Source organism: Lysobacter sp. K5869, assembly GCF_018847975.1.
Classification (GTDB): Bacteria; Pseudomonadota; Gammaproteobacteria; order Xanthomonadales; family Xanthomonadaceae; genus Lysobacter.
Genome location: NZ_CP072597.1, coordinates 315,841 through 337,514, shown reverse-complemented (window position 1 = coordinate 337,514; position 21,674 = coordinate 315,841). Strand labels below are relative to the sequence as shown.

Annotated in this window: 20 protein-coding genes; 13 read left to right on the top strand and 7 right to left on the bottom strand. The window is 70.8% G+C overall.

The features are described from left to right. Positions 1-53 precede the first annotated feature (53 nt). The 7 genes from J5226_RS01400 (at position 54) to J5226_RS01370 (ending at position 6,355) form a co-directional block, all read left to right on the top strand. Positions 54-410 carry a helix-turn-helix domain-containing protein gene (locus J5226_RS01400; protein WP_215838071.1) on the top strand — a complete coding sequence of 119 codons (357 nt, stop codon included), beginning with the start codon at positions 54-56 and terminating at the stop codon, positions 408-410. 143 nt (positions 411-553) lie between these two features. After that, a complete protein-coding gene (locus J5226_RS01395; protein WP_215838070.1) occupies positions 554-1,321 on the top strand; it encodes a hypothetical protein in 768 nt (255 codons plus the stop codon). 149 nt (positions 1,322-1,470) lie between these two features. Continuing rightward, positions 1,471-1,695, top strand: a complete 225-nt coding sequence (locus J5226_RS01390) for a hypothetical protein (protein ID WP_215838069.1) — start codon at positions 1,471-1,473, stop codon at positions 1,693-1,695. A 228-nt stretch (positions 1,696-1,923) separates the two neighbouring features. After that, positions 1,924-2,658: a DUF3348 family protein gene (locus J5226_RS01385; RefSeq protein WP_215840289.1), complete on the top strand. Its 735-nt coding sequence runs from the start codon at positions 1,924-1,926 to the stop codon at positions 2,656-2,658. 1 nt (position 2,659) lies between these two features. After that, positions 2,660-5,080 carry a DUF802 domain-containing protein gene (locus tag J5226_RS01380; protein WP_215838068.1) on the top strand — a complete coding sequence of 807 codons (2,421 nt, stop codon included), beginning with the start codon at positions 2,660-2,662 and terminating at the stop codon, positions 5,078-5,080. Next, on the top strand, positions 5,077-5,739 hold the full coding sequence (locus J5226_RS01375; protein ID WP_215838067.1) for an OmpA family protein: 663 nt from the start codon (positions 5,077-5,079) through the stop codon (positions 5,737-5,739). Before J5226_RS01380 ends, J5226_RS01375 begins: the two co-directional genes overlap by 4 nt. Next, positions 5,729-6,355 (top strand): DUF2894 domain-containing protein, encoded by a 627-nt coding sequence (locus J5226_RS01370; RefSeq protein ID WP_215838066.1) that lies wholly within the window; start codon positions 5,729-5,731, stop codon positions 6,353-6,355. The genes J5226_RS01375 and J5226_RS01370 overlap by 11 nt, the downstream gene beginning before the upstream one ends. A gap of 4 nt (positions 6,356-6,359) precedes the next feature. Here the strand turns inward: J5226_RS01370 and J5226_RS01365 are convergent, their stop codons facing one another. Then, positions 6,360-6,992, bottom strand: coding sequence for a TetR family transcriptional regulator (locus J5226_RS01365; RefSeq protein ID WP_215838065.1), 633 nt, complete (start codon positions 6,990-6,992; stop codon positions 6,360-6,362). 93 nt (positions 6,993-7,085) lie between these two features. Between J5226_RS01365 and J5226_RS01360 the strand changes: the two genes are divergently transcribed. Continuing rightward, on the top strand, positions 7,086-7,751 hold the full coding sequence (locus tag J5226_RS01360; RefSeq protein ID WP_215838064.1) for a class I SAM-dependent methyltransferase: 666 nt from the start codon (positions 7,086-7,088) through the stop codon (positions 7,749-7,751). 13 nt (positions 7,752-7,764) lie between these two features. Here J5226_RS01360 and J5226_RS01355 read toward each other — a convergent pair whose 3' ends face one another. Next, positions 7,765-8,520: a class I SAM-dependent methyltransferase gene (locus J5226_RS01355; protein ID WP_215838063.1), complete on the bottom strand. Its 756-nt coding sequence runs from the start codon at positions 8,518-8,520 to the stop codon at positions 7,765-7,767. Between the two features lie 286 nt (positions 8,521-8,806). On the opposite strand from J5226_RS01355, the gene fabV reads away from it, so the two are divergent. Then, positions 8,807-10,015 (top strand): enoyl-ACP reductase FabV, encoded by a 1,209-nt coding sequence (gene fabV, locus J5226_RS01350; protein WP_215838062.1) that lies wholly within the window; start codon positions 8,807-8,809, stop codon positions 10,013-10,015. 168 nt (positions 10,016-10,183) lie between these two features. Here the strand turns inward: fabV and J5226_RS01345 are convergent, their stop codons facing one another. Both J5226_RS01345 and J5226_RS01340 read right to left on the bottom strand, forming a co-directional pair. Then, complete coding sequence (locus tag J5226_RS01345; protein ID WP_215838061.1) at positions 10,184-11,470, bottom strand: acyltransferase; 1,287 nt, start codon at positions 11,468-11,470, stop codon at positions 10,184-10,186. A 269-nt stretch (positions 11,471-11,739) separates the two neighbouring features. Continuing rightward, the gene (locus J5226_RS01340; RefSeq protein ID WP_215838060.1) at positions 11,740-13,362 is read right to left on the bottom strand and encodes an ATP-binding cassette domain-containing protein; all 1,623 of its coding nucleotides are present in this window, start codon (positions 13,360-13,362) and stop codon (positions 11,740-11,742) included. A gap of 245 nt (positions 13,363-13,607) precedes the next feature. On the opposite strand from J5226_RS01340, the gene J5226_RS01335 reads away from it, so the two are divergent. The 4 genes from J5226_RS01335 to J5226_RS01320 all read left to right on the top strand — a co-directional run bounded on the left by J5226_RS01335 (position 13,608) and on the right by J5226_RS01320 (position 17,396). After that, a complete protein-coding gene (locus J5226_RS01335; protein ID WP_215838059.1) occupies positions 13,608-14,021 on the top strand; it encodes a hypothetical protein in 414 nt (137 codons plus the stop codon). A 129-nt stretch (positions 14,022-14,150) separates the two neighbouring features. Then, entirely contained in the window at positions 14,151-14,708 is a 558-nt protein-coding gene (locus J5226_RS01330; RefSeq protein WP_215838058.1) for a hypothetical protein, read from the top strand. Between the two features lie 176 nt (positions 14,709-14,884). Next, a complete protein-coding gene (locus tag J5226_RS01325; RefSeq protein WP_215838057.1) occupies positions 14,885-16,555 on the top strand; it encodes an AMP-binding protein in 1,671 nt (556 codons plus the stop codon). 127 nt (positions 16,556-16,682) lie between these two features. After that, positions 16,683-17,396 (top strand): GNAT family N-acetyltransferase, encoded by a 714-nt coding sequence (locus tag J5226_RS01320; RefSeq protein ID WP_215838056.1) that lies wholly within the window; start codon positions 16,683-16,685, stop codon positions 17,394-17,396. A 44-nt stretch (positions 17,397-17,440) separates the two neighbouring features. Here the strand turns inward: J5226_RS01320 and J5226_RS01315 are convergent, their stop codons facing one another. The 3 genes from J5226_RS01315 to J5226_RS01305 all read right to left on the bottom strand — a co-directional run bounded on the left by J5226_RS01315 (position 17,441) and on the right by J5226_RS01305 (position 21,499). Beyond that, the gene (locus J5226_RS01315) at positions 17,441-18,538 is read right to left on the bottom strand and encodes an alpha/beta fold hydrolase (RefSeq protein ID WP_215838055.1); all 1,098 of its coding nucleotides are present in this window, start codon (positions 18,536-18,538) and stop codon (positions 17,441-17,443) included. A 58-nt stretch (positions 18,539-18,596) separates the two neighbouring features. Continuing rightward, positions 18,597-19,682 (bottom strand): DUF5694 domain-containing protein, encoded by a 1,086-nt coding sequence (locus J5226_RS01310; RefSeq protein ID WP_345778203.1) that lies wholly within the window; start codon positions 19,680-19,682, stop codon positions 18,597-18,599. Between the two features lie 128 nt (positions 19,683-19,810). After that, a complete protein-coding gene (locus tag J5226_RS01305) occupies positions 19,811-21,499 on the bottom strand; it encodes a serine hydrolase domain-containing protein (protein ID WP_215838054.1) in 1,689 nt (562 codons plus the stop codon). Positions 21,500-21,674: the final 175 nt, after the last annotated feature.

Here is a 21,674-nt window from a genome sequence, read left to right as displayed (position 1 = left end):
CGCGTTCGGGTTGCCGCGCGCATAAAGCCAGTCCGTGGGCGAGGAGCGAGACGATGAGCGAGGCGAGCCGAACCGATCCCTACGCCGATTGCCGGATCGTGCTCGACGTGCTCGGCCGCATCGGCGACAAATGGACGGTGATGGTGGTCGGCGCGCTGGCCGCCGGCCCGCAGCGTTTCAATGCGATGCGGCGCGGGATCGACGGCATTTCGCATCGGATGCTGACCTTGACCTTGCGCACGCTGGAACGCGACGGGCTGGTGTCGCGCACCGTGCATCCGAGCGTGCCGCCGGCGGTGGAGTACGAACTCACCGCGCTGGGGCGCTCGCTGATCGGCCCGTTGCGCGGCTTGGCGGACTGGGCGCTGGAGCATCGCGACGAGATCCAAGCCGCGCGTTCGCGCGGGTAGCCTGCGCGCCGGGCGCGGCCCGCTTCGGCGAACGTCCGCTCGACCCGCGCGCGGGATCGGACGCGGCTCCGACACGCCCCCGCCGACACTGGCCGGGTCGCTGGCGCCCGCGCGCCGGCGTTTCCCCGTCGCCCGGCCTGCCCATGACTACGCCCGATTCCCCGCCGCATCCGATTCCCAGCAAGGTGCCCGAAGTCGCCGCTTCGTTCTGGGTACTGAAGATCCTCGCCACCACGCTCGGCGAAACCGGCGGCGATGCGGTGTCGATGTCGATGGGACTGGGCTATCTCGCCGGCACCGGCATCTTCGCCGCGCTGTTCGCGCTGGCGGTGTCGGCGCAGATCCGCGCACGCCGGTTTCACCCGTTGCTGTACTGGGCGACCATCGTCGCCAGCACCACGGTCGGCACCACGCTCGCCGATTTCGCCACGCGTTCGCTCGGCATCGGCTACACCGGCGGCACCGCGCTGCTGTCGGCGCTGCTGCTGATCTCGTTGTGGCGGTGGCATCGCAGCCTGGGGTCGATCGCGGTGGAAAACGTCGCCGAGCCGCGCGCGGAGGCGTTTTACTGGCTCACCGTGATGTTCTCGCAGACGCTGGGCACCGCCTTGGGCGATTGGGCCGCCGACACGGCCGGCCTGGGTTATCTCGGCGGCATCGGCATTTTCGCCGCGGCGCTCGGCGTGGTCGTCGTCCTGTATTGGTGGACGCAGTTGTCGCACACGCTGCTGTTCTGGGCGGCGTTCTTGCTGACCCGCCCGTTCGGCGCCGTGGTCGGGGATTTTCTCGACAAGCCGCTGGACAGCGGCGGCCTGGCGCTGAGCCGCTACGCGGCCTCGGCGGTGCTGGCGGGGCTGATCGTCGCGGGTGTGCTGCTGTTGCCGCAGCGCGCGGCCCGGCGCGCGCACTGAGCCCGGCGGCGGATTTCGTCGCCGCCGGCCGGGTTCTGTCCGCCGCGCGGGCGGTTTCGTCGCAGCGCCGTTGCCGCGCGCGGGCCGCGGCCGCAAGGTGAGCATGCGCCCGCCCCGAGGCGCCGCCGTCCCTCGATGAGGAACCCGAAGTGAAAACGCTGCTCGCTCTGCTCGCCTGGTGCCTGCTGTTCGTCCTGTGCTGGCCGCTGGCCCTGCTCGCGCTGGTGCTGTGGCCGCTGGTCTGGCTGTTGGCGCTGCCGCTGCGTTTGCTCGGCATCACTCTGGGCGCGGTGTTCGCGTTCCTGCAGTCCTTGCTGTACTTGCCGGCGCGCGCGCTCGGCTGGCGCCCGGCCCGGGCCCATTGCGCGCCTTAAAGGTCGAAACGGCGCCGCGCGCTCCCCCCTGCCGCGCGGCGCCGTTTCGCGTTCTCGCGGCGAAAATCGCGGCGCCGCTGGCATATTCGTCCCCGCCGAGTCAATCCATCGCGGCGGTTAATTCAATTCAGCCGCCATGACCGCACGCCCAACCGCCCGCCGCGGCGAACGGCGGGCGGTCGCGCCGCGCGTGTAAAATGACGAACTTTTAGCCAGACCAGTTTGTTGATAGTGGAATCTCCCCGACGGGCGGCGGTCCGTGGTCCGACCTTGATCCGCCTGCTCGCCCGCCTCGCCGATGCGCAGGTGGCGCCCGGCGCGCCGCCGTTGTCGGACCGGCTCAGCCAATGGATCGAATGGACGCAGTCCCTGGCCCTGTCTTCGGCCCTGGACGGCGCCGCGCCCGTGCCCGGCTTCGGCGCGCCCACGCCCGTGGACGCGGAGGAGCGCGAATGCGCGCGCGTGCGTCAGGCCATGGCCGCGGCGATCGCCAGCGACCGCGCCTTCGCCGCCGCGCCCGCGCCCTCGCACGCCCCCGCGCGCTCGGCCGCCGCGCGCGAAGACGTCAGCGATTTCGCCTTCTTCCGCCAGCGCTACCTGGTGCTGCAACAGACCATGGAAGCCGGCGCCGGCCGCCTGCGCGAACGCTTGCGCGACCGCTTGACGCTGATGTCGCCCGAGCTGTCCAAGCTCGCGGCGATGGACGCGGTGATGGAACGCGCCTTGGCGCGGCGCGAACGCGGCCTGCTGGCCGCCGCACCGACGCTGCTGGCGCGACGTTTCGAACGCTTGCGCGCCGATGCGCAGGCGCAGGCCGACGCCCGCGGCGAGACCGCGGCGGCCGAGACTTGGCTGGAGCCGTTCCGCCGCGACATGCACGAAGCATTGCTCGCCGAACTGGATCTTCGTTTACAACCCTCGCAGGGCCTGCTCGCCGCCCTGCGCGCTCGCGCACCCGACTGACATGCTCAAGAAATCGTTGTTTCCCGCCGTCTTCGTTGCCGGCCTGGCCGTGGTTTGCTGGGTCGCCGCCGGCTATCTGGGCTCGCATTGGCTGGCTTTGTCGGTGGTGGCGCTGATCGGCGCCGGTTATCTCGCCGGCGGCCTCGAACTGCTGCGTTACCGCCGCGCCACCGCCACGCTCGAGCACGCGCTCGACGCGCTGGCGGACACGCCGGCGCAACTGAGCGACTGGCTCGGCCGCCTGCATCCCTCGCTGCGCAACGCCGCGCGGCTGCGCATCGAAGGCGAGCGCGCGCCGCTGCCGGCGCCGGCGTTGGCGCCGTATCTGGTCGGCCTGCTGGTGCTGCTGGGCATGCTCGGCACCTTGCTCGGCATGACCGTCACCTTGCGCGGCACCGGCTTGGCGCTGGAAAGCGCGAGCGATCTGGGCGCGATCCGCGAAGCCATCGCCGCGCCAGTCGCGGGCCTGGGCTTCACCTTCGGCACCTCGATCGCCGGCGTCGCCGCGTCGGCCATGCTCGGCTTGCTCGCCGCGCTGTGCCGGCGCGAACGCGCGCAGGCCGTGCAGCGCCTGGACGCCGCCATCGCCGGCGCGCTGCGCCCGCATTCGCGCGCGCGCCAGCGCGAACACGCCTTCGAACTGCTGCAACGCCAGACCGAGGCGATGCCGGCGCTGGTCGAGCAACTGCAAGCGGCGATGGCCGCGCTGGAACGCCACAGCCAAGCCGCGCACGAGCGCCAGATCGAGCAACAAAACGCCTTCCACGAACGCACCGAGGCCGCGTACGCGCGGCTGGCCGAATCGGTGGAGCGTTCGCTCAAGGACAGCATCGGCGAAGGCGCGCGCGCCGCGGGCGCGGCGCTGCAGCCGGCGGTGGACGCGACCATGGCCGCGGTCGCGCGCGACAGCGCGGCGCTGCACGAACGCGTCGGCGAGGCGGTGCAAAAGCAGCTCGACGGCTTGTCCGCCGGTTTCGCCGCGGCCGCGACCGCCGCCGCCGGCAGTTGGACCAGCGCCCTGGCCGATCACCGCAGCGGCAACGAAGCGCTGCTGCGCGAGCTGCGCGGCGCGCTCGACGGCTTCGCCGGCACCTTCGAACAAGGCGCGGCCGGTTTGCTCAAGGACGTGTCCGCGCGCATGGACGGCAGCGCCGAGCGCAGCGCGCAGGCGTGGAATGAGGCGCTGTCGCGCCAGAGCGACGCGCATGCCGGCGTGGCCGAACGCAACCGCGAAGCGCTCGATTCCGCCGCCGCCGCGTTCGAGCGTCATGCCGCCGCCTTGGTGAAGGTGGTCGAAGGTTCGCATGCGGATCTGCAATCGGCGCTGGAATCGCGCGACCAGCAGCGCCTGTCGGCCTGGACCGACGCGTTCGGCGCGATGACCGCTGAGCTCGGCGAGCGCTGGGAGCAGTCCGAAGCGCGCAGCGCCGGCCGCCAGCAAGGCATTTGCGAGACCTTGGCGCGCACCTCGCAAGAGATGTCCGGCCATGCGCAGACTCAGGCGCGCGAGACCATCGCCGAGATTTCGCGCTTGGTCGATGCCGCCTCGGAAGCGCCCAAGGCCGCGGCCGGCGTGGTCGCCGGCTTCGAGGCGCACGCCGCCGAGTTGGTGCGGATCGTGCAGCACTCGCAGGCCGAACTGCAGTCGGCGCTGGATTCGCGCGAACGCGAACGTTTGGACGCGTGGACGCAGTCCTTCGGCGCGATGACCGCCGAGCTGAGCCAGCGCTGGCAGCAAGCCGGCGAAGCCGCGGCGAATCGCCAGCAAGACGTCTGCGACACCCTCGCGCGCACCGCGCAGGACGTGTCCGAACGCACCCAGGCGCAGGCGCGCGACACCATCGCGGAAATCTCGCGCTTGGTCGATGCCGCCTCGCAAGCGCCCAAGGCCGCGGCCGAGGTCGTCGCCGAACTGCGCCAGAAGCTGTCCGACAGCATGGTCCGCGACACCGCGATGCTGGAGGAACGCAACCGCTTGTTGGCGACGCTGGAGACCTTGCTCGACGCGGTCAACCACGCCTCCGGCGAGCAGCGCGCCGCGGTCGATGCGCTGGTCGCGTCGTCGGCCGAATTGCTCGAGCGCGCCGGCGCGCGCCTGAGCGAACGCATCGAGACCGACACCGGTAAGCTCGACAGCGCCGCCGCCCAGCTCAGCGCCGGCGCGGTGGAAGTCGCCAGCCTCGGCGACGCCTTCGCCGCCGTGGTGCAGCAGTTCGGCGAAACCCACGAACGTTTGGCCGAGCGCCTGCACAGCGTGGAAACCGCGCTGGACAAGTCGCTGGCGCGCAGCGACGAGCAGCTGGCTTACTACGTGGCGCAGGCGCGCGAAGTGGTCGATCTGAGCGTGCTGAGCCAGAAGCAGATCCTCGAGGAACTGCAGCGCGTCGCCGATGGCCAGGTCGCCGCGGCGCAGGCGGCATGAGCGCGGAGATCGAAAGCGACCTCGACGCCGGCGTCGACGGCAACGCGCCGGTCTGGGCCGCGTTCGGCGACCTGATGTCGGTGCTGCTGGGCGTATTCGTGCTGATCCTGGTCGGCGTGATCGGCGCGCAGATGCAGCTGTCGAGCCGGCTCGACGAGGAAGTGAAGCAGCGCCGGATCGAAGCCCAGCGCCGCCAGACCCTGGAGCGCGCGCTGGCCGCGCCGCTGGCCAGCGGGCGGGTGACCTTGGTCGACGGCCGCATCGGCATCAGCGGCAGCGTGCTGTTCGCGTTGAACTCCGATCAGTTGCAGCCCGAAGGCCGCGAGCTGCTCAAGACCCTGGCCGGGCCGCTCAGCGAATACCTGCGTTCGCGCGACGAAATCCTCATGGTCAGCGGTTTCACCGACGACCGGCAGGTGCTCGACAGCAATCGACAGTTCGCCGACAACTGGGAACTATCGGCGCAGCGCGCGCTGACGGTGACGCGCGCGCTGATCGCCGCGGGCGTGCCGGAGAACGCGGTGTTCGCCGCCGCGTTCGGCGCGCAGCAGCCGGTCGGCTCCAACGCCGACGAGACCGGGCGCAGCAAGAACCGGCGCGTGGAGATCGCGCCGATGCCCAAGCCGTCGGCGTCCGCCGCGCAGGCGCATGGGCGCTAAGGAGCTCGACCCGCGTTCGACGATCGAGGCGTGGCGCGCGCAAGGCGCCGACCGCCTCGACCGCGTGCGCTTTCACCGCCTCGACGCGATGGCGCGCCGCGCCGACGCCGCGCAGGGCGAGTTGCGGCGGGTGCTGGAAGGGCGGGTGTATTCGCTGATCGGCGCGTATGCCGACGATCTGCGGCGTCTGGAAGTCGGCGCCGAGCCGGCCGCGAACGACAACGGCGGATTGAACGAACTCACCGCGCGCCTGCAACGCGAAGCCGTGCAGCGCGAAAGCGCGTGGGCCGGCGCGGGCGACGCCGAACCCGCCGCGTTCCCGCGTCTGGCCGCGCTCGACGAATTCCGCGCGCGCTGGTCGCGCCTGAGCCTGGACCGGCAGGTGCGGCAATCGCTGGAACGCGCGCCGGCCAATGCCGGCCCGCTCAATTCCGGCCGCCTCGTGCATCGCGCGCTGAACCTGATGCAATCGCTGTCGCCGGAGTATTTGCAGCACTTCCTCGGCTACGTCGACGCCTTGGCGTGGATGGAGCGCCTGAGCGAAGGACTGCCCGAGCCGGAAGAAGCCGCGCCGGCCGCCGCGCCGGCCAAGCGCAGCCGCAAGCGCCGCGAGTGAGCCTTCAGCGCCGCGCGAGCGAGCGCAGGTAAGCGCAGAACATGTCGGCCATCGCCTCGGCGTAGGTCTCGATCTCGTCCGCGCTGCGCGGGGTTTCGGAAAATTCCTTGCCGACCTGCGACAAGGTCGTGATCACCAGATCGCTCGCGGTCGCGCGCGCCGCGTCGCTGGCCTTGGGCAGGGCTTCGCGCATGAAATCGGCGAAGGCGACGTGGCTGTCCGCGCGCACTTCCTCGGCTTCGGGCGCGTCGCGATACAAGGGTGCGGCGTCGGCCAGCGCCACCCGCATCGCCGCTTCCTCGCATTCCGAACGCACGAAGGCGTGCACCAGTTCGCGCAAGCGCCGCAGCGGCGGCTTGCGCGCATCGCGCAAGGTCGCGCACAGCAAGTCGGTGGTCTGGCGCCATTCCTCGCTTTGCAGGCGGAACAAGATCGCCGCCTTGTTCGGGAAATACTGGTACAGCGAGCCGACGCTGACGCCGGCGCGCTCGGCCACGCGCGCGGTGGTGAAGCGCTGCGCGCCCTCCTTGGCCAAAACCTGAGCGGCGGCCTCCAGGACCGCCGAGACGAGCTCGTTGGCGCGCGCCTGTTTCGGGCGTTTTCGCTGGGAAATCTGCGGTTTTTTCGGGTCGGTCATGGTCGTGGCGCCAATGCGAATAGCGAACCTGACGAATCAGTCGCATTCTGATTCTACCCCCGCAACGCCCCATCGATGGGCCGGAGATTGACCATGAGCACCCTCACCGCCGCGCCGTTGGCCGAACTGATCGAGCGCCTGTTCGCCGAAGACGAAGCGACCTCGCCGTCGGACCTGCCCGAGCTCGCGGCGATGCCGCGCGAAGAGCACGAACGGCTGATGCGCAGCAAGACCGATTACGCCGAGTTCTACGGCCGCCTCAAGGACATGCCGCTGGCGGTCTCGCGCGAAACCGGCGTGTTGCTGTACCTGCTGGCGCGCAGCAGCGGCGCGCGTCAGATCGTCGAGTTCGGAACCTCGTTCGGCATTTCCACCCTGCATCTGGCCGCGGCGCTGCGCGACAACGGCGGCGGCCGCCTGATCGGCAGCGAGTTCGAGCCGTCGAAGGTGGCCAAGGCCCGCGCCTACATCGCCCAGGCCGGCTTCGCCGATCTGGTCGAGATCCGCGACGGCGACGCGCTGCGCACGCTGGCGACGGACCTGCCCGAACGCATCGATCTGGTCCTGCTCGACGGCGCCAAGGCGCTGTACGCGCAAGTGCTGGACCTGCTCGAACCGCGCCTGCGCCCGGGCGCGCTGATCGTCGCCGACAACGCCGATTACTGCCCCGAATACCTGCAGCGCGTGCGCGCGCCGCGCAGCGGCTATCTGTCGGTGCCGTTCGGCGAGGACGTGGAACTGTCGATGCGCCTGGGCTGAGCCGCGCGGCGGATCAGCGCCGCACGCACTCCACGATGGCCGCGTGCGGCTTGCGCGCGTACGCGGCCAGTTCCGGCGGAGGCGGCGGCGCGCCGGCCGGCGCGTGGATCTGCGGCGGGTGCCAACGCACCGAGGCCGCGCCGGCGCCGCGCAGCGCGGTTTCCAGCGTGTCGGCGCTCCAATACCAGGCGCGCACGCTGGCGTCGAAGCGTTGTTGATAGAACAAGTCGAGCTGGATCGCCTCGCCGTCGCGATGCGCGTCGGCGCGGCGACGCGGGGTCATGCGGAAGCCGAACGGTTCGTAGTACGAAGGATCGGGTTCGTACTCGGGATGGATCGGCAAGGCGATCAGCCGCCCGCCCGGACGCAGCGGCGCCAGCATCTGGAAGCACATGCGCTGCAACTCCGGCAGGCTCTGCGCGTAGGGCAGCACGTACACGGCGACCACCAGATCGAAGGCGGCGGCCGACGCCGGCCCCAGCAATGAGACGTACTGGATATCGAGCCCCGCGTCCGCGGCGCGGCGCCGCGCGCTGGCCAGCATGCCCTCGGCGAGGTCGTAACCGACCACGCGCCGCGCTCCGGCGCGCGCGAACAGGCTCGCATAGGTGCCGGCGCCGCAGCCGAAATCCAGCACGTCCAGCCCGCGCACCTCGCCGGCGCGTTCGAGCACGCTGGGCGTTTCGATGTAGCGGCGGAACGGCCAGTCGGACAAGTCCTCGTACAGGTCGGCGAGGTCTTCGAACTGGGCGGCGTTGTGCTGGCTCATGGCGGGCATCCTGTCGGCGCGGTGGTCGGGACGCGGCGCGTTTGCGCGCCGCGGCGCCAGTTCTTCCCAAACCGCGCCGGCCGGCTGTGATTGCGGGCGCACAAATGCGCCCGCTAACGCAGGATCACGCGAACCCACCGATCCGGCCACGCAGGCCGGGCCGTCGCGCCGGCCCGGCCGGCATGAACGGGCCGGCCCGACGCCTGTACGACCCCGTACGGCGGCGGGATTTCGGCAACGGCGCCGCAGCGCCTAAAATGCTGGCCCCAGCCGACGAGATTCGACATTGATCATCCATCCCAAGGTCCGCGGTTTCATCTGCATCACCACCCACCCGGTCGGTTGCGAACTCAACGTGCGCGACCAGATCGCCGCCACGCGCAAGCTCGGCGTGCGCAAGGACGGCCCGAAGAAGGTGCTGGTGATCGGCGCGTCCAGCGGCTACGGCCTGGCCGCGCGCATCTCCGCGGCGTTCGGCTTCGGCGCCGACACCCTGGGCGTGTTTTTCGAGAAGCCCGGCAGCGATAAGAAGCCCGGCACCGCCGGCTGGTACAACTCCGCCGCGTTCGACAAGTTCGCCAAGGCCGAAGGCCTGTACGCGCGCTCGATCAACGGCGACGCGTTCTCCGACGAAGTGCGCGCGAAGGCGATCGAGCTGATCAAGAACGAGATGGGCGGGCAGGTCGATCTGGTGATCTATTCGCTGGCCTCGCCGGTGCGCAAGCTGCCGTCGACGGGCGAGGTGAAGCGCTCCGCGCTCAAGCCGATCGGCGCGGCGTACACCTCCTCGGCGATCGACACCAACAAGGACCAGATCGTCCAGGCCACGATCGAGCCGGCCAGCGAGCAGGAAATCGAAGACACCGTGACGGTGATGGGCAGCCAGGACTGGGAGCTGTGGATGGACGCGCTCGAACGCGCCGACGCGCTGGCCCCGGGCGCGCGCACCGTCGCTTTCAGCTACATCGGCACCGAAATCACCTGGCCGATCTACTGGCACGGCGCGCTGGGCCGGGCCAAGGCCGACCTCGACGCCACCGCGCTGCGCCTGGACGCGCGCCTGCGCGCCCACGGCGGCGGCACGGCCAACGTCGCGGTGCTCAAGTCGGTGGTGACCCAGGCCAGCTCGGCGATCCCGGTGCTGCCGCTGTACATCTCGCTGGTGTTCAAGGTGATGAAGGAAAAGGGCTTGCACGAAGGCCCGATCGAACAGCTCGACCGGATGTACCGCGAGCGCATGTACCGCGAGGACGGCCAGCCGGCGGCGACCGACGAACAGGGCCGCCTGCGCCTGGACGACTGGGAGCTGCGCGAGGACGTGCAGGCCGAATGCAGCAAGCTGTGGCCGCAGGTGACCACCGAGAACCTGTTCGCGCTCAGCGACTACGCCGGCTACAAGCACGAGTTCCTCAAGCTGTTCGGCTTCGACCGCGACGATGTCGACTACGACGCCGAAGTCGATCCGGACGTGAAGTTCGACTGCATCGAGATGTAAGGCGAAGGGCCGGCGCAAGCCGGCCCTTTCGTTTCCGGGCACCGCGGAAAGCGGGTTGCCCCCTGTAGGAGCGGCGTAAGCCGCGACCGCGACCTTGCACCTACGTCGCAGCCGCGAGGTCGCGGTCGCGGCTTACGCCGCTCCTACAGTCGCAAACGTGGACTCCGCTCAATCCGCCGCCGCGGGCGCCGCCAGCGGCGGCGTCTGCGCGCGCCGCGCCCGCGCCCGGTCGGCGACGCGCTTGCCGGCGCGGATGCCGGGCTCCTCGATGTAGCGGTAAGTCAGCAGCGACGCCGCGCACAGCGCCAGCGCGCAGGCGATGTTGACGATCCAGAACGGCAGCGTGCCGCTGAGCGCGTAGTCCTTGACCCCGGGGAGGGCGAACACCGCCACCATCGACAGACCCTGCGACAGATAGATGCTGTAGCTCATGTTGCTGAGCCGGCGCGAGGCCGGCCACGCCAAGACGCCGAACAGGGTGTTGCCCGAGCACAGCACGAACAGGAACAAGCCGGTCAGCGGGCACAGCACGAACAATTGCAGCATTCCGATGTTGCGCGTGCTCAGCATCGCCGCGAACACCAGGAGCAAGGCCAGCAGCGCCAGCGCGCTCCACGGCGCGCGCTGCAACTGCAAGCGCTCGCCGATGCGTTCGTGCAGCAGGGACGCGACCAGCATGCCGGTCGCGATCATGCCGATCAGTTCGGCCAGCACCGCCAGCAACAGCATCGGGCGCGGTTTCACGCCGGGCACGAAGCCGCCGTTCCAGGTCGCCGCGACGATGACCAGCAAGCAGGCCGCGACCACGCTCGCGGAGAACGCCAGATGCTTGCCGCGGCGGACGAAGAACGCCCACAGCGGCAGCGAGAAGTAGAACACCCATTCGAAGAACAGCGTCCAGGTGACACCGGCCAGGATCGTGCCGGTGTCGGCGTAGCCGTTGATCGCCGGCGGCGGCGGGACGATGCCCAGCGCCAGCCACGCCAGCGCCTGCGCGATCACCTGCAACGGCGGTTGCCGCCACTCGAAGCCGGTGCGGTAGGCGACGATGACGATCATCGTCGCCACCGCCGCTACGTACATCGGCCCGAGCCGGAACACGCGGCCGATATAGAGTTCCTTCCAACCCGGGCGGCCGCCGGACTTGAGCAGTTTGTTCCAGAACAAGAAGCCGGTGAGCATGAAGAACAAGGCCACCGAGACCACGCCGGCGACGTTGTAGAACTGCGCCGAGGACGGTTTCCACACGCCGGTGCGCAGGAAGTCGTAATGCACGATGGCGTGCACGGCGAACACGCTCAGGGCGAGGAAGCCGCGCAAGCCGTCGAGGGTGTCGGTGCGCCGGCCGCTGCCGCCGCCGGCCGGATCGGCGCCGCGGAACCACGGCAAGCTGGCCAGCGCGAAGGCGGCCAGCATCAGGGCGAAGTAGGGCCAGACCGAATGGACGTCGACCATGCGGCACCCGCGTGGGAGAGGGATGGGCAGCAGGCTATCGGGCCGGCCCGGCGGCTTCTGCCGTCAAGATCACGCTTCCCGGGCGAGGCGCGCGGGCAAACGTGTGCTGGGTTGGTTTTCGGATTTTTCGTCGCGCGCGGCGGCGCCGTCCGAACGGTCGGCGAGGCGCGTCCGGCGTCGTACGCGGCTTCGCGAAATCCCGCGATCGAGCGGGATTTGCGTCGCTTGCGGCGGCGAGTCCCGTGCGGCGCGCGTCCGACGTGCAGCCGCTATCCGATTTCGCGCAGAACGCCGTCGGCGAGTTCCAGCCGCCGCGTCGGCACCAACGCCGCGACGAAAGCTTCGTCGTGGCTGACCACGATCAATGCGCCCAGATAGCCGCGCAACGCGCTCTCGAGTTCGGCCACCGCATCGAGGTCGAGGTGGTTGCTGGGTTCGTCGAGCAACAACAGCTGCGGCGCGGGCCGCGCGTGCAGCGCGCAGGCCAGCGCCGCGCGCAGACGCTCGCCGCCGGACAGCGCGGCCGCCGGCACGTGCACGCGCGCGCCGCGGAACAGCCAGCGCGCGAGCAGGTTGGCGCGTTCGCTCGCCGGCAGGTCGGGCGCGGCGGCGTGCAGGTGTTCGGCGACGCTGCGCGCCGGGTCCAGCGAATCCAGGCCCTGCGCCAGGGTGGCGATGCGGCCTTCGCTGCGCTGGATCTCGCCGGCGCGCGGCGCTAGTTCGCCGCTGAGCAGGCGCAGCAAGGTCGATTTCCCGGCGCCGTTGCTGCCGCTCAGCGCGATGCGCTCGGGGCCGCGGATGTCCAGGTCCAGACCCGGGGCCGCAAACAGTTCGCGACCGTCGCGGGCGTAGCGCAGCCCGCGCGTACGCAGCAGCGTGCGGCCGTTGGGCACGCGCGTGGCCGGCAGGTCGAGGTCCAGGTCGGGCGTTTCGCGCAAGGCGCGCGCCGCGTCGCTCAGCCGCATGCGCGCCGCGTCGGCGCGCGCGGCGTGGACGGCGTCGGCCTTGGCCGCGGACACCTGCGCGGCGCGCTGCAGGTTGCCGGCGACGATCTTCGGCAAGCCCGCGTCCGGCAACGCGCGGCGGGCGTTGCCGGCGCGACGCTCGGCGCGCTCGCGCGCTTGCTGGCGTTCGCGCTGCTCGCGCCGGTTTTGCTGGCGCAGTTGCCGCACCTCGTCTTCGGCGGCGTCGCGTTCGCCGTCGGCGGCGTCGCGATAGAACGCATAGCCGCCGCCGTACAGGCGCAGCGAATCGGGCGAGAGCTCGCCGATCCGATCCATGCGCTCCAGCAGCGCGCGGTCGTGGCTGGCGACCACCAGGCAGCCCGTCCATGCCTCGATCAACCGATACAGGCGCTCGCGCGCGGCGCGGTCGAGATGATTGGACGGCTCGTCGAGCAACAGCGTGTCGGGCGTTCGCAGCAACTGCGCGGCCAGATTCAGCGCGGCGCGTTCGCCGCCGCTGAAACGCTCGAGCCGGCGCCGCAGCGGCACGCCGTCCAGCCCGAGGCGCGCGAGCGCGGCCTCGGCGCGTTCGGCCAGATCCCAACGATCGCCGACGAGATCGAACAGCGCCGGATCGGTCGCGCCCGCGCCGATGGCTTCCAGCGCGCGCAGCGGTTCGGCGATGCCGAGCGCGTCGGCCACGCAGGCCTCGCCCGGCAGCGACGCTTGTTGCGGCAAATACGCCAGCCGCCCGCCGGTTTCGACTTGCCCGGACGCGGGCTGCAAGCGTCCGGCCAACAGCCGCAGCAGCGTGCTCTTGCCGGCGCCGTTGGGCGCGACCAAACCGGTGCGCAGCGGACCCAGCCGCAGCGACAGACCGGCGAAGACCGGACTGCCGTCCGGCCAGGAAAAATGCAGATGCGAAACGCGAACGAAACCCGTAGCCATGAGGGGCGCTCTCCACTCGGTGCCGCGGCGATGCGCGGCGGACAGGCCCGGGAACGCGAGCGCAGGCGACTGCGCGGTTCCGCGGGGCTCAGAGGGGAAGCGGGTCGATCACATGGTCGGGCGGAGTCTCCGGTGCGTGGGGCGGATGATAGCGCACGCGAACGGCACGGCAGCGCGGCCCGCCGATTCATGCCGCCGCGCACCATGCGTTTACCCTGTCGCGACCCAACCCGCACGCGACCGCGATGACCGCCTACGCGATCAAGACCGAAGTGAGCGACACCGGCGCGCGCGAGTTCGCCTTCGACGCGCAGAAGACCATGTACGGCGGCAAGCGCATCGCGGCCGGCGATACCGTGTACCTGTTCGCCAGCGAGAATTCCGGCGGGCGCGGGCTGTTCGCGCGCGGCACGGTGATCGCGGCCGAGGCGGTGCCGTTGCGGCCGGAGCTGGAACGGCAGACGCCGCGGGTGAACGTGCGCATCCGCCGCGAGGCGTCCGCGCGCCGGCCGCTGGGCCGCGCCGAGCTCAAACCGCATGCCGACTGGGACGACGGCAAACCGCAGACCGAGCTCAATTTCAAGTTCTATCGCCAGGCCACCGACAAGATCGTCGGTTTGTCCGACGTCGCCGCCGAATTCCTCGACGCCTGTTTCTAGATGCCCGTTTCTAGACGCTCGCTCGGCGCCGCCCGCGAACCCTCGCGCCGCGCGCGTTCACAGCGCGCGCGCCACCGCGTCTGTCCGTACACAGCCGACCCTTCCGCGTCGGCCGCAGGGAGACCGACGATGCTGATACGAGTGGGCCTGGACCAGTGGATCGCCGTGAGCGGCACCAATCCGAATTCGACATCGCGCGGCCACCTGGTCGGCCTCAACACCGCCGGGCTGTCGGGTTGCGTGGCGATCGGACTGGCCTGGGACGATGTGATTTCGTTGGCGCACGTGTATTCGGACTGCACCGAGGCGACCTGGCTGGCCAACGGCAACGGTCCGGGCTATATGCAGACGCTCACCGCCGCTTTCCACGCCACCAGTGCCCTGCGCCCGCAGGCCCGGCCCAGCGGGGTGCTGGTGTATTCCGAGGGCACGCCGCGCTGGCTGCCGCGCCAGCTCGGCGACTGGCTGGCGGAAGCGCACGGCGTCGATCCCGAGGAGGGCATGAGCCCCACCTGCCGGATCTGGGTCGAGGACGAACGCTTGCACTGGTCGAACCAATTGGCCGAGAACCCGGCCGACAACAACCGCTACACCACCTCCGCCAACGCGGCCACGCCGATCCTGGCCTATCAGGCGCTCTCGCCCGCGGCCGCGGCGGCGTCGCCGCCGCACGGCGAGGGCGATTGAGGCCGCGACCGGGTCCGCGCGCCGCCGCCATACCGCGGCCGCCGCCAGCGAATGGTGCGCGGCGTCCGGCCCGGCTCCGCAAGGCGGCCGGGCCGGACCCGGGCTGCCGGTAGGGCGCGCCGGCTTGCTATCGTGGCGGCCTGTCGTGGTCGCCACACCCGGAGCGCGCAACTTCCATGGATTCCACCCCTTCCTGGCTCGCCAGCTATCCGCCGTCCGTTCCCCATGAGATCGATCCCGACGCGCTGGGCACGATCAACGACGTGCTGCGCAAGACCGTCGCCGAATTCGGCCCGCGGCCGGCGTACTCGAATTTCGGCAAGACCCTGAGCTTCGCCGAGCTCGACGCGCTGAGCCGCCGCTTCGCCGCGTACCTGTCGTTCGACCTGCAACTCAAGAAGGGCGACCGCGTCGCGATCATGCTGCCCAACTGCCTGCAGTACCCGGTGGCGCTGTTCGGCGCGCTGCGCGCGGGCTTGGTCGTGGTCAACGTCAATCCGCTCTACACCGCGCGCGAGTTGGCCCATCAGATCCACGACAGCGGCGCCAAGGCGCTGATCGTGGTCGACAACTTCGGCGCGACCGTGCAAGCCTCGGGCGTAGCGGCGCAGCTGACCGGCGTGATCACCACAGGGCTGGCCGATCTGCTCGATCAGCCCAAGCGCGCGCTGATGAATTTCGCGGTGAAGTACGTCAAGCGGCTGGTGCCGGATTACCGCATCGAAGGCGCGGTGCGCCTGCGCGACGCGCTCGAGGCCGGGGCCAAGCGCGAGTGGACGGACGTCCACGTCGAATCGCAGGACCTCGCGTTCCTGCAGTACACCGGCGGCACCACCGGCATCTCCAAGGGCGCGATGCTGACCCATCGCAACATGGTCGCCAACCTGCAGCAGGTGTCGGCGTGGTTCGGCGACAACATCCGCCCGGGCCAGGAAACCATCATTACCGCGCTGCCGCTGTACCACGTGTTCGCGCTGACCTGTAACTGCCTGGTGTTCCTCAAGGGCGGCGGCCACAGCGTGCTGATCACCAATCCGCGCGACATGCCCGGCTTCGTCAAGGAACTCTCGCGCACCTCGTTCAGCGCGATCACCGGCGTCAACACCTTGTTCAGCGGCTTGCTCAACACGCCGGGTTTCGAGCGCGTGGATTTCTCGCAACTGCGCATCTGCTTCGGCGGCGGCACCGCGGTGCAGCGCGCGGTGGCCGAGCGCTGGAAGCAGGTGACCGGCAAGGCGCTGGTGGAAGGCTACGGCCTGACTGAAAGCTCGCCGGTGGCGGTGGTCAATCCCATCGTCGAGGACATGCAGTTCAACGGCGCCATCGGCGTGCCGGTGCCTTCGACGATCGCCTGCGTGATGAACGAGCAAGGCGAGCAATTGCCGGTCGGCGAGGCGGGCGAGCTGTGCCTGCAAGGCCCGCAGGTGATGAAGGGCTATTGGCAGCAGCCGGAGGAAACCGCGCGCACCATCGACCGCGACGGCTGGCTGCACACCGGCGACATCGCCCGCATCGACGACAAGGGCTTCATCTTCCTGGTCGACCGCAAGAAGGACATGATCCTGGTGTCCGGCTTCAACGTGTACCCCAACGAAGTCGAGGACGTGATGGCGGCGATGCCGGGCATCCGCGAAGTGGCGGCGGTGGGCGTGCCGAGCGAGAAGTCGGGCGAGACGGTCAAGCTGGTGGTGGTGCGTTCGGATCCGGCGCTGACGGTCGAGCAGATCCAGGCCTTCGCGCGCGCCAACCTCACCGGCTACAAGCGGCCGCACGTGATCGAGTTCCGCAACGAATTGCCCAAGAGCAACGTGGGCAAGATCCTGCGGCGGGAATTGCGCGGCAACTGAGCGCGCTGCGGCCGCCGCGCGAGGCGGCCGCACAATCGGCTTGCCGGATTCGGCCGCTTGCGCGCGGCGCGGCTGCGTGAACGCGGCGTCGCGCACAATGCGGGCCGGTTCTTTCGTGGGTGCGCGCATGTCCGGATTTTCGGCCGCGGCAGAAAAGTATTGGCGCGACGCGTTCGCCGGCGGCGAGGTCCGCTGGAGCGCGCCTTCGCTCACGGTGTCGGTCGATCCGGGCCTGCGCGACGGGTTCCGTGCTGTCGTTCTGGAGACGGCCGGCGGCGCACGCGCGGCGCTGACGCCCGAACTCGCCGCCGCGTTGAGCCTGGACGCGGCGCCGGATTTTCCGGCGTTGCGCCAAGCGCTGACGGACGCGGGCGCCGCGCTGTACGGCGCGGACAACGTCTTCTATTTCCCGCGCGAGCGGCATGCCGAACTGTCGGCCGAAACGCCGCCCGCGCACGTGCGCGCGCTGACGCCGGACGACGCGGCGGCGTTCGCCCGGTTCGAGTCGCAGGCGTCGGAACAAGACCTGGACGATGCCTACGTGGCGCTGGATCACGACGCCGCGTTCGGCGCGTTCGACGGCGGACGGCTGGTCTGCGCGGCCAGCATGTATGCGTGGAACGCCTCGCCGCTGATGGACCTGGGCGTGCTGACCTTGCCCGCGCACCGCGGCCGCGGCCACGCCCGCGCGGTGGTGCGGGCGATCGCGCGCGAGGCTTTGCGGCGCGGCTTCGAGCCGCAATACCGCTGCCAGCTCGACAACGCCGCCTCGGTCGGCTTGGCCGCGGCGGCGGGGCTGTCGCTGTACGGACAGTGGGATTTCGTGCGGATGCCGGAATGAAGCCGAGCCGGTTTCCGGCCTTCGCGGCGAAGCGATCGTCGGCGTTACGGCTTTCCTAGCGCGCGCCGGAACAGCTTCAGCGCTTGCTCGACCGCGACCTCGTGCGCCGATGCCTGCGGCCCGGTCTGCGCGCAGATCGCCAGTTTCTCGCGGCCCGCCGGCGTGCACTCGGACAGGAACGCGTAATGCCCGACTTCGGGCAGCGCGGTCAGGTGCGCGCCGGGAATCGCCTCGGCGGCGATGCGCGCGTTGCTGTCGAGGGCGGCCACGGTGTCGGCTTCGCCGGAGACGATGCGCACCGGCACGTCGATGCGCTGCAAGCTCTCGGGCGTGAACGCTTGCACCAGCGCCGGCGCCATCGCGAACACCGCTTTCACCGCGGGCAGCGAATGGTCGGCGCCGGCGCCGGCTTCCAGCGCGGCCACTTCCGGGCGTTGCAGCGCTTTGCGCATGTCGTCTTCGGTGATCGCGAATTCCAGCTGCGGCCGGCACACGCCGTCGTCGGGGTGGGCGTGGCAGAAGCCGAGCAGGCGCTGGCGGTCGAAGCGCGCGCCGGCCAAGGCCAGCGCGGTGAAGCCGCCGGCGGAGAAGCCCGAAGCGCCGACGCGCGAGGCGTCGATGTGCGGGCCGAACTGCGGATCGGCGGTGACGGTGTCCAGCGCGCGCTTGAGGTCTTCGGCGCGTTCCCACCACAGGATCGCGCCGGGGACGGTCATGCGGTCGGCGCCGTTGTTGCCGGGATGATCGACGCCGATCACCACGTAACCGGCCTGCGCCAGCGGCGCGGCGAACCAGCCCATCATCCGCGCGCTGCCGCCGAAGCCGTGCGAGAGCAGAATCACCGGGCGCTTGCGCCCCTTCGTATCGTCGGCCAGCGGCGCGTCGTCGGCGAGCGAGGCGACGCGGAAGAACGGCGCGTCCGGCGGGCCGAGCACGACCTCGCGCGCGGCGCTGCCGGCGCCCGCGGGGTACCACACGGTCACGCGCAAGCGGTTGCTGCCTTCGGCGTCGCGCACCGCGGCGCTGGGCTGGATCGCGACGCGCTGCGATTCGCTCGCGACGTAGCGCGCGGCGGCGTTCGCCGCGGCGGGCGCGAACAAGGGAGCGATCAGGGCCAGCGGGGCGAGGAGCTTGAGCTTCATGCGTTCTCCGAAGATCGGTGCGCGGTGCGGACGAGAAGTGAGAGCGGCATCGGGCGTTTCAGCGTGCGGGATCCGCCAAGGCCTTGTCGGCGTCGACGATGTCCGCGTTCTGCATCTGCCCGAGCAGCGAATCCAGCCACGGCTTGTGCATCGCGCCGACCACGGTCAGCACGCGCGCGCCGGGGCGCTTGCGGAAGGTTTCGCGGATGTTCGCGGCCATGCGCAGATTGCGGGTTTCCCAGCCGGCGACGTACTGCTGGCCGTAATGCTCCGGCGAAGGATCGCGCAAGGCCGCGCCGGCATCGGCGGCGGCTTCCTTGCGCAGGCGCGCGGCGTCGTTGACGAAACGGTACAGCGCCAGCGCGTCGCCGTCCTCGCGCAGCGCCTTGAGCCGCGCGCGGTCGGCGCGCACGCCGGGTTCGGCGGCGTCCCAGGCGCGCTGGACCGCCGCGCCGAACGCGCGCGGATCGGCGACATCGATGTTGTCGCCGGTGTGATCGTCCATGCCGTAAACCCGCTGCAGGCCGAGCCGCGCGGCCAGCCGCGCGCCGATCTGCAAGCCCTCGTCGGGCGCGTTCTCCAGCTTGCCCAGGCGCGCGGCGAGCTTGGCGTCGAGGCCGTCGCCGCTGCGGCGTTCCGACGGCGCCAGTTGCAGCCATTGGGCCATCGCCGAGGCCTGTTCGCCGGCGGCGAGGAACAGCGCGGCCAGACGGCGGCGTTGCGCGGGCGTGGGCGCGGCGGGCCAGGCGCGCAAGCTCGCGGCGGCCTGCGCCAGCGCCTCGGGCCGGTCCAGACCGAGCGCGGCGCGCGCGTCGGAGGTCTCGCTGCAATAGGTATCGAGGGCGTCGGTCCCGTAGGTGTGCGGATGCCGCGCCATCAAGTCGCAGCCTTCGCCGGAGATCGTCTCGACCGCGACGATGTCGGGCCGGTACGCGGCCAGCCGGTCGAGCAGCGGCCGCAGCGAGGCGAGGTCGAAGTTCTTGGGCGTGCCCTGGCTCAGATGCACGCTGCCGAGCACCAGCACTTGCGCGCGCGGGCCGGGCGCGCCGCGGTCGAGTCCGCTGAGATCGACCGCGTCGCGCGCCGACGCCGTCGCGAACAGGGAACCCGCCGTCAATGCCGCCGCCAACCAAGCTTTGCCGATGCGCACGCGTGTCTCCTTACCGGTGCGGCCGGCGCGATGCGCGCGCGGCCTTGCGAAATGCGGCGCGACTGTAGCGCGACGCCTCCGCCGCGGTCACGTGACGCTTATCATGGCCGGAGCCGCGCCGCTCACGGCCGCGCGGCGATCGCGACGGTTTCGTTCGCCGCCTGCGCCGGCAAGCGCTGCGCCTGCAACCGGCGCAGACGGCGATTGCTGATCGTCAGCCCGTCCACCGCGCCGCCGGCGTCGCGGGTGAAGCTCACCGTGCCGCGCGAGCCGAGGAAACGATCGCCGCCGACCGCGTCCAGCGCCACGACGTAGCCGCGCGGCCATTGCAGGCGCAGGCGGCCGTCGTCGGCGACGCGCACTTCGTAGGTCGTCGCGGTTTCGGCGCTGCGGTAAAGGCCGGCGAACGCGGGCAATGCGGCGGCTTGCGGCACGGGGTCGGCGATGCGCGCGAAGCGGCGCACGGTCGGCCAGAAATCGCGGATCGACAGTTCGGTCGCGCCGCCGCGCGCGCTTTGGAAACGCCAGAGGTGGTCGGATTCGCCGGGCCGGAACGCGCCTTCGCCGATCGGCACGAACGCGGCCGGCGTACCGACTTGACGCAGCGCGCCGTCCTTGAACTCCAGCCGCACCACTTCGTCGGTGAGCGCGCTCCAGTAGTTGCCGGCCAATGCGACCGGATCGGTGCGGCGCAAGCGCACGGCCGGCGCGAACGCGGGGCGGGTCATGCGTTCGCCCAGATAGAGTTCGGCGACCTTGCGGGTGAGTTCGCCCGGCGCGATCGATGCGCCGTTGCACAGCGCGACCACGGCCAGCCCGTGATCGGGGAACAGCACCGCGTCGCTGCGGAAACCCGCGTCGGCGCCGTCGTGGGCGACGCTGGGCAGGCCGCGGTAATCCTGCAAGCGCAGGCCGCCGCCGTAGCCGGTTTCGGTGCCGTCGTTCAAGCGGCCCGAGGTGCGCAATACCGCCAGCGCTTTCGCCCCGCCGACGCGCGCGTCGATCAGATTGCGCTGCCACTTGAGCAGATCGCCGGCGGTGGTGAGCAGGCTGGTGGAGCCGTTGTGATCGTAGTTGGGCACGCTGCTGCGCCAGCCGCCGCCCTCGCGCGCGGCGTAGGCTTGCGCGCGGTGCGCGACGACTTCGTTGTGGTCTTCCTGGAAGCGGGTGTCGCGCATGCCCAAGGGCTGGAAGATGCGCTCGTCGGCGAAGCGGCGCAGCGGCATGCCCGAAACGTTGCGCACCACTTCGGCGAGCAAGGTGTAGGCGGCGTTGCCGTAGAGCACTTCCTCGCCGGGATCGAAATTGGTGCGGGTCTGCCGCGACAGCGCTGCCAGCATGTCGTCCTGGGTGTAGAGATCGTCGCCGCGCCAGCCCGACAGGTTGAGCAGCTGGCCTTGTTCGCGCAGGCCGTTGGTGTGGTGGAGCAGGTGCGCGAGGGTGATCGGCTTGCCGTAGTCGGGCAGCTGCGGCAGGTACTTGCGCACGTCGTCGTCGAGCGAGAGCTTGCCGTCCTGGGCCAGCAAGGCGATGGCGAAGGCGGTGAACTGCTTCGAGATCGAGGCGACGTGGAACACCGAATCGGCCGCGACCGGAACGCTGTGCTCGAGGTTGGCCATGCCGTAGCCGCGGATCCGCTCGGGTTCGCCGTCGCGGGCGATGGCGAGCGCGCAGCCCGGCGTGGCGGGGCCGCTCCAGGGCGCGAAGATCGCGTCGATCTTGGCGTCGCGCTCGTCGCTCGATGCGACGGCGGGACCGCAGGCGAGGGCGGCGGCGAGGGCGTACGACGGGACGAAGCGTGCGGCGCGCATGCGGAACCCCGGAGCAGGTGGCGACGCGGCACGCTAGCACGCGGGTTTCGGGGGTGTCGTAGGCCGGAAGTGATGCGTGGGGGCGGGGAGGGCTGTAGGAGCGATGCGAGCCGCGATCGACCGGTTGGCGATGCGAGGTTGCGTTGCCGAGCGCCGAATCTGCGCGGAGCGGCCG